Below are 16,342 nucleotides of genomic sequence, written 5' to 3'. Positions count from 1 at the left end.
ATTTTATTTTAAAATCTGCTTATCTAGAGAAAGTTGGGACATACTCGAAATTAACTCTTTTGTATACGGACATTGAGGATTATGGAATATCTCATTGGTATCATTTATCTCAACAAGTCTGCCGTCCTGCATAACAGCAACCCTGTCTGCGATTCGCTTGACAAGGGCCAGGTCATGGGATATAAAAAGCAAGGTCATGTCCATTTCTTTTTTCAGGGTTTTGAGCAATTGAAGTATCTGGGCCTGTACCGAGACATCCAGAGCTGCAGTAATTTCATCTGCAATGAGTAAATCCGGATGTAGGGCTATTGCACGAGCTATAGCAATTCTCTGGTTCTGTCCACCGCTCAACTGATGCGGGTGTCGATGCAGATGTTCTTCTGACAGGCCTACATGATCCAGTAATTGGAATACTCTTTTCCTGACTTTTTCCTCATTTTGACCTTGCAGTCTTAGAGGTTCAGCCATCGAATCGTATATGTGATGCCTGGGATTTAAAGATGTATCCGCATTCTGGAATATCATCTGTACCTTCGTGTGGAGATAATAGAGAGTTTTCCTGTCAGGAAATGTAACATCTCTTCCTTCCAATATAATCTTTCCATTATCGGGGTTTTCCAGATTTACAATACATTTTGCAAGAGTTGTTTTCCCACAGCCGCTTTCTCCTACAATGCAAAGTGTTTCATGTTTATTAATCCGAAAAGAAATATTATCAAGTACTTTGATTCTTTTTTTCCTGAAAGGGATAGTTGAGAAGGAATAACTTTTGTCAAGCGCTTTTACTTCAAGCACAGGCAAAACACCTCACATATCTCTTTTCATCTATCTTTTCCAGCTGCGGATGCTCGGTTTTACATTTCCTACAGGCCAATGCACAACGTGGATGGAACCGACATCCCTGGGGTCTCTGTGTAAGCTGTGGAGTAAAACCGGGGATTGGTATCATTTCTTTTTCCGGATGTGAGGCTAGCAATTGACTGGAATAGGGATGAATAGGCTTTTCAAAAAAACTTTTTGCGGGAGCAATCTCCAGCAGTTCCCCTGCATACATCACCGCTATTTTATCGGAAAGATTGTAAGCTACATTAAGATCGTGTGTGATTAGCAGGATAGAACGTTCTGCATGTAGTTTGGATAACATTTCCACAATCTTTAACTTCACTGTTACGTCAAGCCCATTGGTTGGCTCATCTGCTATCAAAAGTTCGGGATTGGTTGCAATCCCCAGGGCAATTGCAAATCTCTGTTTCATTCCCCCACTTAATTGGTGAGGATACTGTGGTAGCCTGCGCAAAGGATTTTTTATCCCTGTTTTTTTCAGAAGGGAAACCATTTTGTCCCGGGATGAGGGTTTGTTCGAGTATTTGAGGGTTTCATATAGCTGTTTATGCATGGTGAATACCGGATTTAGAGAAGCTGAAGGATTCTGGAATACCAGGCCAATCTTATTGCCCCTTATCTTTCGCCATTCTTTTTCCTTCAATGATAGGATTTCTTCCCCGTCCATATACACCTTTCCGCAGACCTGGGCATCGCGAGGAAGCAATCCCAATAGGGAATTTGCAAGTAATGATTTACCACAGCCGGATTCACCTATTATAGTGAAGGTTTCCTTATCGAGAATATCCATATCCACTGAATCAACCGGTACTATAGGTCCCTGATGAGATTCAAATGCCACTTTAAGATCCCGTATACTCAGCAATCAGAACAACCTCCAACGCTGTTTTGTATCTCGTGGATCAAAAATATCCCTCAATCCATCCCCGAGGAAGTTGAAACCCAAGACAGTTATTACAATAAATATCCCCGGGAAAAACATAACGTGGGGAGCGGATTGTAGGAACAGGCGGCCTTCATTGACCATCATTCCCCATTCTGGAGCAGATGATACACCCAATCCCAGGAAACTCAATCCGGCAGCTGCCAAAATAACGTTTCCCATACCAAGGGTTGAGATTACAAGCAAGGGGGATGTAATATTTGGCAGAATATGATGACGTAGTATATAGGGAGCCCTGCCTCCCATCATTCTCGAGACTGCGATATAATCCACGTTTTTCACCGTCAGAACAGAGCCACGGCTCACTCTGGCATAAGCAGTCCATTCAACTATCGACAAAGCAATGATCAATCCCGTCATATTCCCTCCGAATATGCCGGCAATGGCAAGAGCAATAAACATACTGGGAAATGCAAGAAAACCATCGACAAATCTCATCACGGTTTCATCTACAATACCTCCGGCATAAGCTGAGACTGAACCAATTAATGTGCCGGCGATAAAAGATATTGCTATAACAGAAGCTCCTATAAACAGGCTAATGCGGGCAGCAAACAGAACCCTGCTTAAGATACATCGTCCCAGATGATCGGTTCCAAAAGGATATTCTGAAGAAGGAGATAACAATCTCTGGTCAAAATTGGTTTTCTGGGGATCCTGAGGAGCCAACCACGGAGCTGCCAGTGCAAGGAACACTACTGCCCCAATGAGAATAAGGCCAATCAGCATACTTCTGTTAAATATTCCCTTTATCATACCTCAACCTCGGATCAAGATAGGCATAAGAGATGTCCACTAAAAGATTGATGAGAACAAAAATTCCTGCCACAAAAAGGAGAGTCCCCTGTATCATGGGATAATCCCTGTCATATATTGAATTGACCATCAGGCTTCCTATACCGGGCCATGCAAATACGGTCTCAATTATAACCGATCCATTCAAAAGATACCCAAAGCTCAATCCCATCATGGTAATTACCGGTATGAAGGCATTTTTCAGAGCATGCTTGCCAATAACAATATATTCCGGCAATCCGCGGGCCCTGGCTGCAAGGATATAATCATGATCAAGCACATCTAAAAGACTGGAGCGCATAAGGCGCATGAGTACTGCTGCCGATGAAGTCCCAAGAGTAAAAGCAGGCAGTATCATGTGAGTAAAATCGCCTCCATCACCATAACCTCCCACGGGCAGGATATCCAGGAAAAGAGCAAATACAAGAATCATCAGATAACCCTGCCAAAAATTCGGTATGGATACACCAAAAAGAGAGAAAAATCTGCTCAGGTCATCTTTCCATGTATCCTTTGCCAGTGCAGCTATTATACCTCCCGGGATGGCAATCAATAACGTGAATATCATGCTTACCAAAGCTAATTTAAAAGTTGCACCAAATTTGTGCAGGATGGCTTTTCCCACGGGTTGATCGGTCATATAAGAATAACCCAGATTCCCGGAAAGAATCTGCATTAGCCATGTACCATATTGTATATGGAATGGTTGATCAAAACCCATTTTTTCCCTGAACTCTTCTACAACCTGCGGATCTGCCACACCGTCGGGACCTGTAAGTAATAATTCCGCCGGGTCTCCTGGAGCAATATGTATGATTGAAAAGCTTATTATTGAAACTAAAAGGAGAGTGGGAATCAGGAATATCACTCGTCTCATCACATAAGCAAACATAATCATTTATCCTGCTTAGAGGAAGTACCGGATATCAGGAAGAATGTATCTGTATTCAGAGGTCTCAGTAGTGGGTGCATATTTTTCAAATTATATTTGTGTATCAATGGTAACGAATCAATTTGCATATCCTCAAAACCTGCTTTTTCAAAGAGTGGCCTGATACTTTCAGGCTTTACATTTGAATAAAGGGGCAGGGAAGCATGTAGAGGGGAATAATATTGATTGAATTTGCCCTGACGCAACACTCCTGTTGTAGGGTCCCTGTGTGTTATACCCTGCAGTATTTTTCTAATCCTGCGCTTGAATTTCTTTACAGGTGATGGATCAAACCAGTTTCCATCAATCGCAATAATCTTTCCTTCTGGAAGCAGGACACGTCTCCATTCCTTAAGCGTATTTTCCGGTTCGGGAAGGGTCCAGAGAAGATATTTACTTACCACTACATCAAAACTTGAATCTGCAAATGCCAGATTTTCTGCATCTCCTTTTTCAAATTTTATGTCCAGATTGAGTTTTATAGCTTCTCTCTGCGCTTTTTCCAGCATGGATTGTGATATATCAATAGCAGTTACCTCATGTCCCATGTCTGCAAGTAGAAGAGCCAGAAAACCCCTGCCTGTACCTATATCAAGTACTTTTAGCGGACCTTGGCCCAGATAGGGAAAAAGACTCTGTTTCCAGAGCTCCCTTTCTTCTTCTCCCAGGGATGTGGCGCCGTTAGTGTAACTTGTACTGCGCCAATCCCAGTATTCTTCTATCTGCTGTTTTACAGTCATTTCTGCCACCTTATTCCAATCTCACGTCTTCAGTCAGGAAGGTTATTTCATTGGGATAAATAGTGAAGCCCTGTACTTCGTCTGAGGTACCCACAGTCTTGCGATAATAGAATACAAATATTTCGGGGCACTCTTCAAATACTTCTCTTTGTACATTGTTGTAGTATTCCAGACGCTTATCATTGTCCATGGTAGTACGTCCCATTTTCAGCCATTCATCCACATCCTCATTGGAGTAACCCGTCCAACCTGCATATTTGCTGTCTGAAGCAAAATGCTGTGACAGGAAATAATCCGGGTCTCCTGTAGGTGCTACTCCCCAGGCATAAAGGCCGAGATCATAGTTGCCGTCACTCATATCTGCACTAAGAGCGCCACTTTCAAGAATGATTGCCTCACTTTCTATTCCTATCTCCTGGAATTGAGCAGCCATTGCTTCTGCAGCAGGTTTCATCTCAGGTCTTGATGCATAGGTTTTTATGTTGAGTGAAAAGGCTTCTCCTCCATAATCAAGTGTACCATCTCCATCAACATCCTCGATACCTGCCTGTCTAAACATTTCGAGGGCTTTTTCAGGATTGTGTTCATAGGGATCAAGTTGCTCATTTGCAGACCAGCTAAACAGGGAGGGGAAAACTCCGACTGCAGGTGAACCACCCACGCCTTCCAGTGCAGCATCTATGACCTGCTCTCTGTTTATTGCATGATTAATAGCCTGTCTTACATGTATATCGTCCAAAGGTGCTTTTCTGGTATTTACATACATGAATCCGGTTCGCATGGTTTCTTCGTTGTGTATTTTAATATCATCTTTGGCATCCAGGCGGGCAACTTCTGCAGGAGGGATACCGTCTGCGATCTGTACATCTCCTCCTTCAAGTTTGAGGGATCTGGTTACAGGATCACTTACATAGTTAAACACAGCAGCATCAAGTTGTGGTTTCCCCGACCAGTAATTATTATTCTTTTTGACAACCAGTTCTATTCCCGGTTCAAAGGACTCAAAAGCATAAGGACCGGTACCGGAAGGAGATACTGCAAGATCAGTAGCCTCAGGATTTACAATTGAGACGATCGGATCTGTCAGGCTTGCAATAGCAGGTGCATAGGGTTTTTCTGTGGTAATCAATACTGTATAATCATCGAGAGCCTCTATATTCTCTATAAAGTCATACTGGCTACTGCGTGTATTATCGGGATCTCTTACCCGGTTTATCGAATATACGACTGCTTCTGATGTCATGGGTGTACCATCATGGAATGTCACATTTTCCCTGAGTATTATTTGCCAGGCAGTATCGTTTATGGCTTCGTATCCGGTTGCAAGTTCAGGTATCATTTCCATATTTTCATCATAACTGAACAGTGTTTCATATAGCCCGGCTTCTCTAACATACCAGCCAACCCATCTGGAGGAAGGGTCAAGACTATCTGAAGGCCCAAAAGTCTGTGCAATTTCGACGATTTTTGCCTGGGTATCATTTTCATTAATATTATTGTCTTCATTTTGTTGCTGATCCGCACATCCAGCAATCAAAATTGAAATAGTGCATAACAAAATAATCAGGTAAGTGCTACTTTTTCTTAAATTCATCATCCGTATCACAATCACCTTGATTTGTTTGCCGTTATATTAATATTACGAATGGTCCAATTCGTAATACCAAATACTGCAGTATTTTTAACTGGCCAACCGACTTGTTAAATACAATTCATCTTAAATTTTAGCGACGAATGATATCAATAATCGATTCGAAAATACTTTCTTTTGATGTCTTATATTACCTCATAATGTACTCTAGTGAGTATACAACACAGGATTTCAGATATTCCTGAAACTTCAGAAGTGTGTAGCTGTACATTGAACCAGATGAATGTTTGATTGATATTCAAATCCTTCCTCAAGAGGGAAAAAGATGAAACATCTAATTGGTTTGTCTAAAACCCTTACCAAAAGTCCTGACAAATCGTTCTTATGCTTATATCTGGGTCCTTCACCAATGATTTAATATTGAAACTAAGGTAGTAATGTGTAAAAATCATACTTAATATAAATATGGGGTAGGGGCATGAAATCAAAGGGACTTAAATCATTATGTTACATATTCATAGTTACCCTGTTGCTAATTGGACTGGGAAGTATTGCTGTTGCGGATTCCTATGAAGTGAATGTCACAATCAACGATGCAAGCATAGGGTTTGCCAATCATACAAGTTCTGAAACCGAGGGAAACTGGATAGCTGTTAAGGGTGGAGAAGAGTTCCAATTACCTCATCCAATATCTTTTACCTATAAGGGAATAAATGCGACAGATTTCAATTATGGCAGTGCACCCATAAATATAACCATGGATGCAGATGACGATTATACTGTCACCTATCCCTTTGCAAATCATTCAATGTTCACCGATATACATGGTCAAAACGATGTATCGCTTGAGTTTTATGGTTCAGATATGTTTGCCTATGATGATGTTGAACTCTACATCATCAATGTAAACCGGGGAGTTATCAGCGACATTAACCAAAATCTCAAAGAGGCAAATCTGGCAAGTATACATGATCTAACTGAAAATGCATACAAAAAATACCCGAACGAACAACTTGACGGAAATGGGGATCTTGAGATTACATGTAATGGGCTGGAAGCCGGAGATTACATGGCACTTATGTTGCTCAATACAAGCCAAATGCAGGACTACGATGCTTTCATCCTTTCTGCCACAGGATTTGAAGTACTGGAATATGATTCTGTAATAACTGCATCCTCAGCTGTCGATTTAAATGAAAATATAAATGTGGACATCAGCATGCTGAATGCTGCCAATGATACCAGTTATACCTATGGTGCGGTACTTGTAAAGGATAGTGTGTACAAAGCGGATATTGAAATGGAGTGCAATGGTTCAAAGGATAGCACAAATCTGACAGTGAATGAAATACCTCTGATCCAGGGATATGACCTTCTGGGAATTGACTCTTCCAATATTGAACGCAATGATGTCCAGAATAAGATAATGGAACTAATTGGTCCTGACAACGGGACTATTATAATGAAAACTGTAGAGGCAAACCAAACTAGCCTCAGTATAACCACCACAGACCTCCCAGAAGATAAATACATTCTGCTTACAGGAGTATACAAAGCCGGGGAAGGTCTTGTTGCATTTGGCCAGCAGGACGTCTTCATCGCGCCGTACAATCCCTATGATTTCAATGAGAATTACACTATTGAAATAGAAGAACTTAGTGCATGTATAGACGACTTCTTTGTTGGGGATATGTCTATTGTCGAAATTTCAAAATTTGTAACCTACTACCTATCAGGGGATGAATACTATCAAATCTAAAGGTAAATCACACAGAAGCGGTGCTAGAGTTTTTACAACAATACTATACGCATTGCTTATGATTGCTGTTGCAATACCCCTCTCCAGTGCTGCTGTCACAGAATTATCCGTATATCCCGATTATCCAGTTGTGGGAGAGGACATAAAAATAAATGGTACTGCTCAACCTGATGAAGTACTCGATATAACTGTTTCTTTTAATCAAACTGTCAATGTATCTGATGGCACTTACAAGTACAGGATAGATGATGTTGAAATTCCCGATGGATCCAATACTTTTCAGGTGAGAGGTGAGAAAGTTAAAGACCTGAATGTCCGGGTTAAGATATTGTTCTGGATTACAAAGAGCGCAGATGCTGATTCCGGAGTTGCAACAGTATCCCAATCAAACGTACCATCAGGAACTTATGATATTATAATTGATGGCCATGCAGAGGATGGAGAATCAACTGTCAACCTTACCATCAATGCATCCAGCTCGATAAAGGCAGATACAGAGGGTTATTTTGAAGATAATTATACCACCAATTCAATACCACCCGGGATATTTGAATTAAGTGCTGGCAAAATTAATGAAACAATTACCCTCTATGAGGAACCAGTAGTAATCCAGCCTGAATACGATGTATATGATGCAAACCAGAACTGCATAATTGAGATGGGAGAACTTTCTGCAGGGATAGATGATTTTTTTACCGGCCACCTTTCCATCAATAAACTCTCACAGTTGATAGGTTATTTCCTTTCAGGGGACACTTATTGCCAGAATTAATGTTTACGATTAAAGGGGTGTAGGAGCAGAGAAAGCCCACGAACTTTAGTCGTGGGAGTATGCCAGATTACGGAGAACAACTTGTTTATTGCTTTTTTTGATTGACCGGAATGATGCCTCTTAAGACCCATAGTAATAGCAGTAGCTTATCAGCAATATCCATCAGAGCCAAGGTACCAGTAATCGATTATTTGGGAAATCTCCGCAACATCTAACTTACCGGCATAATAATCATCGATCGCTTTTGACACTTCACTGGTATCCATCAAACAATTCTGGTTAAAATCGTAAGCATGATAGGAAGAATCAATATCATCCTCTACTACAGTCCAGGACCATTCCCTGATATCTGTAGAAACTCCATCATCAACTATTACCTTAACCTCATATGTACCAGTTGAAGGTTTTGATGTAGTATAAGAGGAAGTCATTTCGTTATTAATTTCTCGTACCTCACCCCCATCCATCAGCCACCGGATATTGCATGGTCGGTTCGTAGTTACAGCAAATTCCTGCGTACTTTCAGGATCTGAAGAGAAATTATCCTGTGGGCTGTAACTTTCTATTGAAAGCAGATCTTTCTCATCAGCAGAAGTATTCCATCCAAAATCCTGTGTGAACATTGCTGCATTTGAATAGGTAACCCCATTGCAGGTATAATCACCTACCCAGATCCCAATACCAATCTCATTATAATCGGGATTCAGGATATTAGTCCTGTGACCCGGAGAAGCCATTAGGTTTGCATGAGCCTTCTGTAGGTCAAAGGGAACGTTCATCGCGATATTTTCGGCTGTAGTGCTCGATTGATAATTAAAATCCTGCAGACGCTGCCAGTAAGATGTGCCATCATAGGAATCATGAGCAAAATAATTATTTTCAATCATATCCCTGCTATGTTCACTGCTAACCTCATTTAACAGAGAATTGAATTGTAAAGGAGATACCCCCTGTTCAGCACGTTCTTCATTAATCAAATCCAGCATTTGTTTCTCCTCAGCAGAATACAGATTCTCAGCACCTGCCGGGAAAATTAAAAATGCAATTGCCAGAAATAATATTAACAAAAATTTTAACTTTTCCACCGTATAATCTCCTTGAAATGTCTACTGCCAATAGAAACCCATTATTTGTATTATGTTTAATTATATAAAAATAGCGAATACATTTATAACTTATTCAAAAATACAGGGCATAAAAAGATGATGGATCTATGAACCATATTGTGAAAAGTGCAAAGAAGACCCTGAATGCTTTGAATCAAAGTTTGCCTGTCGTTGTGGGAGTCATAATGGCGATCAGCCTTCTCAAAGCTGCAGTTCCTGAATCTCTCTACTCTACAATCTTTACCGGCAATATTCTGATTGATCCTTTTATAGGAAGTCTCATCGGCAGTATCGCTGCAGGAAATCCAATTACTAGCTATATAATTGGGGGCGAACTTATCAAACAAGGTGTATCTCTTTTTGCTGTTACAGCCTTCCTGTTAAGCTGGGTTACTGTAGGAATTATGGGAGAACTGTAATGCTCATGATCTGAAGGAGTTACCTGAAGGCTCATCCACAACATCCGATTTTTCTTTCAGTACCTGTACATTTGTATACAAATTACACAAAATAACTCTACATAGGCATTCGTGGATACCTGCCGTGATGTACGGTTCTGCAACCATCCTTACCCAAACCCCTAACATATGTAGCCCAATTCCAGCACTATAAATATCTCCCTGCCAATCTACTTTCCAGGGTTAAAACCTAAAGAATCGGGGAGAACTAAATGATAGAGAAAGTCGTACTATACAAACAGGGAAAAAATATTGACCCGGCAATTGTCTTTTCAGCCATTTTGGACAATAACGGGAAAGTGCGTCGCAACAGGATGTATCGGCTCTATTCGGGCCACGGGTACAACCGGGGGTGAGCGCAAAAATCTAAAATGGCCTTTCTACAACCTCCTTCCTGTGTTTTGGATAGTTAAGCTCCCTGTAAAGGGAGCTCTTTTTTAAATAGCATACAAATTTAGGCTCTGTAGAAATCCTCATTTGAATAATTACTGGGTACAGAAATATACTTATCAAAATCATAAATTAGTAAGTTGAACTTGACCTCTTTCATCTGATTTATGTAATATAGGTGTCTTCATCAAATTAATCCCCTTTGTGTTTTTTCTGATCGAAATCACATTGGGAATTCTTATTATAAAATAATAATTTATTAGGGGAAATTAGGGGAATAGTTACTACAAAAAATTAAAAAGTTACCCTACTTTCGAGTTAAAAGTATGTCGATTACAAAACAATAGTTTAGGTTGATTATCGATAAAAATAATAAAGAAGCAGCATTAATTGCTGCATTCAATTCTTTCTTCTCAAAACCATGTAGGCAGTCCCAATCACACCGAGTATCAGAAGCGATGTGAACCCTGGTGTGGATTCAGTTTCTGGTTCGGGTTCCACAGTTTCATCTACCTCAGGATCATTTTCGGTCTCTTGCTCCTCAATTCCAGTATCGATTTCGTCACCAACTACAGCGAATATCGAGAATCCGGGAGTAAACGCGGTGAAATGCAGCAGATTGTCATCTTCTGCGACTTTGTTGGTTGGCAGGTCGTGCCATTCTCCGTTGTGATACCTCTCCATCCGGATTGTTTCTGGGTCGATGTTGTTATCCTCGACCCACTCTTTGGTGACATCGAACTCGATCAAGGTGTTATCTGAATTGCTTTCCGATACAGTACCACTTTTACCAACCGTGATGCTCATGGTGCTGTAAGTCTTACTTGCTGTTTGGTCTTTTTCACCGGATTCAGTACTATCACTGTCACCAGTTTCAGTCGGTGATTTGACATCGTCGGGCAATTTATCAAGGGTCTGCACCTTGGCAATTACACGTCCCATATTTTCTTTTGACTCGAAACTTATACCTTTGACAGGACCACTACTCTCGCTGAAGTTATATTCAACGGATTCTCCTGCAGAAACTACCTTTTGTTTAGAATTGGTTGAGCGGACACTCTCAGCCGGCATGCTCTCACCCACAGACACTCTGACCGAATCATCATCAGTACCTGAAACTTCTTCTACTCTATCTCCGTCTTCTCGGTCATTCATTCTTTGTCCGTTTATTTCGTAGGTTGAGAATTTGGTTACATTAGCTTTTACGTAGTTATTTTCAAGATTTCTTTCCACTCCATTACAAAAACTTGGATCTCCTTCTTCCACGAGTTTAACCCATTCTCCCGTGTTCTCATCATAGCGATATATAGACACAGTATCTTCAATAATGTTTTCTTGTTTTAACCATTCATCAGTGTAAGACAGTTTTATTACATAGTATTTAGTGGATTCCTCTACATTAACAGTTGGTTTAATCCTTACATATTGAGAAGTTTTAGTATTCTCCGCATCGACATCGGTTGGTGGGGTACTCGACCTTTGGAGTTTCATTGACCCACCTACATAGTTCTCATCGCTTGTCATGTTGAGGGTTACATTGGAGTTTTGTGATGTTATCTGAGTTATTTCACCTGAAAAACCTACTATGTTACTGTCAAACTCTTGAGAACTTACTAATTCCTCAGCGGTAACTGCCTCATCTTCTTCTGTTAACTCATATTCAGTACCATCAACCGTAACAACACCCTTCTTAATCAGATTATTCTCAACTACTCCATTCTTTATCATTACATTTGACAAATCCGAATCAATAACCTTTGTATTATTTATACTCGAATCTATCACACGTGAACTATTAACAACGGAATCATTAATCACTTCTGAGTTAACTATGGTGGATGATTCCACTTCTGAGTTAGTAACTGTTGACGCATCATCTACATCACTGTTAACCACATATTCCTGGTCGATTTCGGCTACCCTTGTATTCAGGATCAAGGAATCAGTTATTCCGCTTGAATTTGCAGTTATAACTACTTCACCTGCCTCAGAAGATGGCTGATTGAACTTAACCACTTTCTCACCACCTAAATCACCAGAAGAGCTTAAATACACAGAACTTTTCTCCAAATTACCTTTCTGTACGGACTTAGACAGATTTATGGTTTCATCTGAGTTCCCCAGATTCTGTATGGTTAACAGATAAGTAGCATTATTACCAGGCTTAACAGCCTGCTCAACCACATCACTGGAAATAGATACACCATAAACTTCTTCTTCTGTATATAGAGAGCTTACTGTTGTGGTATCAGATTTATCAGGTGATTCCGTTACTGAAGCCGTTATTGCTGCCTCAATTCCCCTGGATTCTCCACCTGCTAATGATTTGGTGTTATTAAGAGACAATTTAATTTCAGCAGTCTGTCCTGTTTCCAGAACATTTATAGTGCTTTTTGAAAGTGTTGAATCGGTGTTAGATGTTTTGGACGGTATGGATACTGTATAGTTATGGGTTTGGATGCCTGTATTCAGGATACTAATAGTATAGGTTGAATTATTTCCCGGGGTTGTGGTTTGTGATCCGGGACTAGCAATGATATCCACCGACTTAACCGCTTTTGTGTATACAGTACCACTAGAACTCACATCAAAATTATCTGACTCCACCGTTATATCCGTTGCATAGGTCTTAATCTCACTCGTGTTACTAACTGTCAGGATAGTGCTTGATGATTCTCCCGGACCAAGATTCATATTACTTGTTCCTAGACTCGATGAAGCATCTGAACCATTAATTAATGAATACGTATCCTCTACATTTCCTGTATTCTTAACCTTGATAGTGTAGGCTGCCTCTCCATTTCTTTCAACTCTCTTAGTTGTTGGATTCAGCGACAGGGAAACATCCGGATTATCTCCTTTCTCAACATTTAGTTCAAGAGTTTTCTCAGTCCATTCATCCGTATCATTGGTTGATGATGCGTTTACAGTAGCTGTATATGAACCAGTGGTTGAGTTTGAGAGAGTGACATTAAACAATTGGGTGTTACCCGGCGCTATAGTGAGAGAACCGGTCGTCAGGCCAGGACTTAAAGATGGAGCTGTAACTTCCAGATTATACGTATCTTCCCGATTACCTGTGTTCTTAACTGTTAGTGAGTAGTTAGTTTCGTTGCCCGGTTTAATCGTTGAAGAAGTTGAGTCAGCACTCATTGTTAGGCCATACTGTTCCACCTTTGTAGTCGTGGTGACAATTTCTTTCTGTCCTGTATTAGTTGATATCGCGGACACATCTACATCAAAGTTCCCACCGGAATCAGAGGAAACATTTAGATTTACGGACTTGGACTCGCCAGGAGCTAAGTTAAGAGAGCTTTTATCCAGAAAAGCATCGGCCCTTGGACTACTAATCACCAAGTTATAGGAATCATCCAGGTTACCTGTATTCTTCACGGTTAAAGTATAACTGGCATTCTCATTTACACCAACAGATTCAGACTCAGAAACAGTCCCCAAAGAAACACTATAAGTTTTGGGAATGCTGTATTGGTTTGTTGTATTTACCAATGGCCTGGTATCATTGCCAGCATCCTCTTGGATTGTGTAAGTTGTCTCTCCAATTCCGTCTCCATCTTCATCGTTTCCTTTATAGTCATCCCAGTAATTACCTAATCTACTGGTATTTGTGCCTTCATTGTAGATATAGGTCAATTCCGGAGAGACCCAAGAATTATCAGAATCATAATCTGGATTAACATCAACATCAAAATAAATATGATTACCGTTATCTATGAAGTTATTCAAATAAATAGAATTATCACTTGACCCATAGAGATAGATTCCATTATCATTACTTGTTATGTTGTTATTTGCGACAGTATTATAACTGCTTGATTCTACGATTTCAATTCCATTCTCATTAGTTGTTATATTGTTATTAGCAACGGTATTATCATCTGCTAGGTAAAAGGATATTCCTTTTTTAGTATTATTTGTTATTTCGTTATTAGTAATGCTATTATTGTTTGCCTCGGAGCCAGTTCCTGAGATGTGGATTCCATTCTTATTGTTTGTTATTTTGTTGTTAGTAATAGTATTATCAATTCCACTGAGGAGGATTCCATTCGTAGCACAGTTTGTTATTTCGTTACCAGCAAAGGTATTATTATCACTTGATTCACCAAAGTAAACACCATTCGGAGTTTCACTATAACCAGTAATATTTTTTATGTTGTTACCAGTGAAAGAATTATCACTTGAACCTACGAGATGGACTCCATGAAAATTCTTAGACCTATAGACATAATCGCCAATATTGTCTGTTATATTGTTATCAGTGAAAACATTATTATTTCCTTGTTCTAGGTAAATCCCTCTATAATTGTCTGTTACGTTATTACTAATGAATGTATTATCGCTTGATTGCGTGAGATAGATTCCTGCTTCTCCGTACTCTAAATTATTGTTTATTATGTTGTTACTTGTAACGGTATTATTATTTGAGCTCGAGAGGTAGACTCCATACTTATTATTAGTTGTTATTTCGTTAGTTGTAACAGTATTATTAGAACTATATAGGTAGATTCCATTCCGATTATTGTTTATTGTGTTGTTGGTTATTGTGGCGTTATCCAAATTAATCTTGATCCCTGCATTATCTCTACTGCCTGATCCGGTGATATTGAGTTCTTTTACCGTGATATCGTTAGCATTGATCGTTATTGGAGACCCCGAGTTTTCTGCGTCTATTGTGGGTTTATTCTCGTAACCAATTACTTTTCTCACATCAGGGTTGTTTATATCTAAGTTCCCTTTGTAGGTTCCGTTCCCAACTATTATTATGTGGTTATCCGAGGTGGCTTCATCATTTGCTCTTTGAATAACTTCCGCTGTGTCTATGTTTCCTTCCCATGCACCTGTTATATGTCCTGTTGTATTTACAAGGTATACCTCTTGATTACCTGGTGGATTTTCTTCATATTTGGTTCCAATAACTCCATCTACTTCAACTATCTCCTCTATAGGAGTTAAATTGCTGTAATGACCGGCTTTATCTACTAATGGATATTTATCGTTCCCTTTGGTATTATCCCATACACCATCATCGTCTGCATCGCTATCTGTAAAATCATCGTAGTAATTACCTAATTTGTTGGTGTATTCTTCTCCATCGTAAGTATAGTTCATCAAATTCGAAGAACCCCAAGAACTATACCTACCAGTATAAACATGAGCTTGATAATGATTTAGGAAGTTATTCAAATAAATAGAATTAACACTTGAACTATAGAGATAGATTCCGTAATACTTATTGTTTGTTATTTCGTTACTGCTAATAGTATTATTACTTGAACTATAGAGATAGACTCCTACCTGTCCATTTTTTGTTATTGTGTTGTTGGTTATTGTGACGTTGTCTGAATTAATTTTGATTCCCGCTTCTTTACCACCTGATTTGGTTATGTTGAGTTCTTTTACTATAACATCATCAACATCAATCGTTATAGGGGTCCCACCAACTTCTGCGTCTATTGTGGGTTTGTTTTCGTAACCAATTACTTCTTTCACATTATCGTTGTTTATGTTTAGGGTTCCGTTGTAAGTTCCATCCCCAACTATTATCGTTTGATTATCGATTGTTGATTTATCTATGGCTCTCTGGATGGCTTTCGTTTTATCGCTTGCACCAGATTCTTTTTCCCAGCTGGTACTACTGGTATTATAATAATACACTCCTGTATTGTTACCTTCCCAGAGTCCGGCTATTACATCACTGTTGTTGTTGATAAGCAAGACCTGCTGGTTATCTGGTGTGTAATTACCTGGGTATGTATCGGTCCCGTAATCAGGGAGGGCTGTAACTATACCTGATAATGCCATTAAAATTGTAACAATTGATATTATCAGTATCGGTAGTTTAACTGCTTGCTTTTTATTAGACAGTTTAGAATTGTTTTTCATCAGAAATCATCTCCCTACCTGTATCAAGATTAAAATATGCCTGAATATTAAATACTCAATTAATATATTTGAGACTGTCGGAAAATCTGCTACTCACTCAGATACAACTTCCA

12 protein-coding genes are annotated in these 16,342 nt (G+C 39.6%); 4 read left to right on the top strand and 8 right to left on the bottom strand.

From position 1 onward, the window contains the following. Nucleotides 1-3: 3 nt before the first annotated feature. From MMAH_RS00230 to MMAH_RS00205, 6 genes are read right to left on the bottom strand one after another with little or no spacing between them, the layout of a single operon-like run. Nucleotides 4-795, bottom strand: a complete 792-nt coding sequence (locus MMAH_RS00230; RefSeq protein WP_013036528.1) for an ABC transporter ATP-binding protein — start codon at nt 793-795, stop codon at nt 4-6. Beyond that, on the bottom strand, nt 788-1,708 hold the full coding sequence (locus tag MMAH_RS00225) for an ABC transporter ATP-binding protein (protein WP_013036527.1): 921 nt from the start codon (nt 1,706-1,708) through the stop codon (nt 788-790). Before MMAH_RS00225 ends, MMAH_RS00230 begins: the two co-directional genes overlap by 8 nt. After that, the gene (locus MMAH_RS00220; protein ID WP_013036526.1) at nt 1,709-2,542 is read right to left on the bottom strand and encodes an ABC transporter permease; all 834 of its coding nucleotides are present in this window, start codon (nt 2,540-2,542) and stop codon (nt 1,709-1,711) included. Next, complete coding sequence (gene nikB / locus MMAH_RS00215) at nt 2,523-3,473, bottom strand: nickel ABC transporter permease (protein ID WP_013036525.1); 951 nt, start codon at nt 3,471-3,473, stop codon at nt 2,523-2,525. Before nikB ends, MMAH_RS00220 begins: the two co-directional genes overlap by 20 nt. 2 nt (nt 3,474-3,475) lie before the next feature. Beyond that, nucleotides 3,476-4,252, bottom strand: coding sequence for a class I SAM-dependent methyltransferase (locus MMAH_RS00210; RefSeq protein ID WP_013036524.1), 777 nt, complete (start codon nt 4,250-4,252; stop codon nt 3,476-3,478). 10 nt (nt 4,253-4,262) lie between these two features. After that, on the bottom strand, nt 4,263-5,810 hold the full coding sequence (locus MMAH_RS00205) for an ABC transporter substrate-binding protein (RefSeq protein WP_245526230.1): 1,548 nt from the start codon (nt 5,808-5,810) through the stop codon (nt 4,263-4,265). A 511-nt stretch (nt 5,811-6,321) separates the two neighbouring features. Between MMAH_RS00205 and MMAH_RS00200 the strand changes: the two genes are divergently transcribed. After that, the gene (locus MMAH_RS00200) at nt 6,322-7,602 is read left to right on the top strand and encodes a TIGR04279 domain-containing protein (protein WP_013036522.1); all 1,281 of its coding nucleotides are present in this window, start codon (nt 6,322-6,324) and stop codon (nt 7,600-7,602) included. After that, complete coding sequence (locus MMAH_RS00195; protein ID WP_013036521.1) at nt 7,583-8,374, top strand: hypothetical protein; 792 nt, start codon at nt 7,583-7,585, stop codon at nt 8,372-8,374. The genes MMAH_RS00200 and MMAH_RS00195 overlap by 20 nt, the downstream gene beginning before the upstream one ends. Nucleotides 8,375-8,523: 149 nt before the next feature. Here MMAH_RS00195 and MMAH_RS00190 read toward each other — a convergent pair whose 3' ends face one another. After that, nucleotides 8,524-9,459, bottom strand: a complete 936-nt coding sequence (locus MMAH_RS00190; RefSeq protein ID WP_013036520.1) for a CAP domain-containing protein — start codon at nt 9,457-9,459, stop codon at nt 8,524-8,526. Nucleotides 9,460-9,587: 128 nt separating this feature from the next. Here MMAH_RS00190 and MMAH_RS00185 point away from each other — a divergent pair, with 128 nt between their 5' ends. Together MMAH_RS00185 and MMAH_RS10395 are read left to right on the top strand one after the other, a co-directional pair. After that, nucleotides 9,588-9,899 (top strand): hypothetical protein, encoded by a 312-nt coding sequence (locus MMAH_RS00185; RefSeq protein WP_013036519.1) that lies wholly within the window; start codon nt 9,588-9,590, stop codon nt 9,897-9,899. A 251-nt stretch (nt 9,900-10,150) separates the two neighbouring features. Further along, nucleotides 10,151-10,294 (top strand): hypothetical protein, encoded by a 144-nt coding sequence (locus tag MMAH_RS10395; RefSeq protein ID WP_013036518.1) that lies wholly within the window; start codon nt 10,151-10,153, stop codon nt 10,292-10,294. A gap of 433 nt (nt 10,295-10,727) precedes the next feature. Here MMAH_RS10395 and MMAH_RS00180 read toward each other — a convergent pair whose 3' ends face one another. Beyond that, nucleotides 10,728-16,229, bottom strand: a complete 5,502-nt coding sequence (locus MMAH_RS00180; RefSeq protein ID WP_013036517.1) for a NosD domain-containing protein — start codon at nt 16,227-16,229, stop codon at nt 10,728-10,730. Nucleotides 16,230-16,342 lie beyond the last annotated feature (113 nt).

It is taken from the genome of Methanohalophilus mahii DSM 5219, from assembly GCF_000025865.1.
GTDB classification, from domain to species: Archaea; Halobacteriota; Methanosarcinia; order Methanosarcinales; family Methanosarcinaceae; genus Methanohalophilus; species Methanohalophilus mahii.
This window is presented reverse-complemented; position numbering and strand designations above follow the sequence as displayed.